The organism is Oceanobacillus luteolus (assembly GCF_023715655.1).
GTDB classification, from domain to species: domain Bacteria; phylum Bacillota; class Bacilli; order Bacillales; family Amphibacillaceae; genus Oceanobacillus; species Oceanobacillus luteolus.
In genome coordinates, this window is the sequence record NZ_JAMBON010000105.1 from 1 (window position 1) to 1,700 (window position 1,700).

At 34.7% G+C, this 1,700-nt stretch carries 2 protein-coding genes; one reads left to right on the forward strand and one right to left on the reverse strand.

Going from position 1 to position 1,700, the window contains the following annotated elements; genetic code table 11:
- Nucleotides 1-386 precede the first annotated feature (386 nt).
- Nucleotides 387-980 carry a glycerol-3-phosphate responsive antiterminator gene (locus M3210_RS19815; protein WP_251518000.1) on the forward strand — a complete coding sequence of 198 codons (594 nt, stop codon included), beginning with the start codon at nucleotides 387-389 and terminating at the stop codon, nucleotides 978-980.
- A 229-nt stretch (nucleotides 981-1,209) separates the two neighbouring features.
- Here M3210_RS19815 and M3210_RS19820 read toward each other — a convergent pair whose 3' ends face one another.
- The gene (locus M3210_RS19820) at nucleotides 1,210-1,308 is read right to left on the reverse strand and encodes a putative holin-like toxin (RefSeq protein ID WP_251518002.1); all 99 of its coding nucleotides are present in this window, start codon (nucleotides 1,306-1,308) and stop codon (nucleotides 1,210-1,212) included.
- Nucleotides 1,309-1,700: the final 392 nt, after the last annotated feature.

The following is a 1,700-nucleotide window of genomic DNA, read 5'->3' on the forward strand; positions in this document are numbered from 1 at the left end:
CAATAATTTCCAGTAAATTCGCATAACTTTACTGGGTTAGTTTAGTGTTGCCTTTTTTAAGGATAATGCACCTTGATAACTGAACAATTATTTATTTACCTCTTGACATATCACCGCAGGTCTTTTTTATATATATAAAATATTTTATCTATTTAGTATATTACTTCTAAAATATACAATAAAATGTAAGTGGTTTCAAATATATCTAATTACTACTAATTTTAGTGATGCATGAATAACATCTGTCTACATTTTCTCTGTACATATCACTCATACAACAGGAGTGTTTTACTTATAATCACAGAAGGAATATATAAAGGATGCGGCTAGGCACCGAACTCGAATTATTTTACTTTCTGTCATACAATTTAAGTAGGTAACAATTAATGGAAGAAAGTATTTTACTAGAAATAAAATATCAAAAATGGGGTGTCGTTTTGACTCATTTAGAAAGTGGAATTATACCAGCACTTCGGGATATCAAACACTTTGAAAAAATGCTGAAAAGCAAACATGAAACAGTTATCTTTTTGGAAACCCGTGTTTCACAGCTGGCTGATTTGGTAGCTTATGCTAAAAAACATGCTAAAACAGTGTATGTACATGCTGATCTTGTACAAGGACTGAAATCAGATGATTACGGAATTGAATTTCTGATTCGCAATGTGAAGGCGGATGGGATCATTTCTACAAGGACAAGCGCTATTTCCTTTGCCAAGAAAAACAATGTGACAGGAATCCTGCGTTTATTTGCTTTGGACAGTCATGCACTTGATCATAATATAACGAGTAGAGTGAAGCCGGACTATATTGAAGTCTTACCTGGAGTTGTTCCTCAAGTGATTACGGAGGTGCATGAAGCAACGGGTGTACCGATCATCGCGGGTGGATTAATCCGTACCGAACAAGATGTGATCCAAGCGCTGGAAACTGGTGCGAAAGCCGTCACTACTTCGAACCCAGAACTTTGGAGATTTTAAATAAATTTCCTTTTCTTAAAGCAAACTTCTAAATTATTTTATTGTATCTTTATTCTTGTTCAAGTGTATTTTTCAAGAAAATGTGGTATCATATTAGTAGATAAACATACAATAAAAAATGACCACCGCTGGAACGGTGGTCACGTCGATACCCATTCTGATAGGGGATTGGCATTATTTAGTCATTAAAAGAAAAAATAGCCCTCACCCGTTTGCTGAGACAGGGGGGCTATTTTTTTGCGTTTAAAATAGCGACAACGACTGCAATCAGCGCGATGACCATCGTGGAAAACGAAATCATGAGCGTCAATGCTTGGAATGTTGTCATGGAATCACCCCCTTTCGGGGATAACGCCAACCACCCTATCTGACATCAAAAGATGAATTTCAAATGAATATCTATATTCATCATACCATAATTACCCATCAACTACTCTCTCAATATCAAGGAAACCTTGTTCTATCAGGGTTTGTTTTTTAATCCATCATCACAGTAGGACTGATTCCCCCAAATATATAAAAAATATAATCGTTTGACTTTAATCATCCTAATTCTCTTATATATTGCAACAAAAAATAATTAGAAGAAAGGACACTAGCGTTGCATTAATTAAGATTAAATATTAACAAGACCCCGAATTTTCGCTAATTTACTTTAATGCAAATAAAAAGTCCTTTATAATGGATTTATTCAGGTGGTAACCCATCCAAATCCAAAAA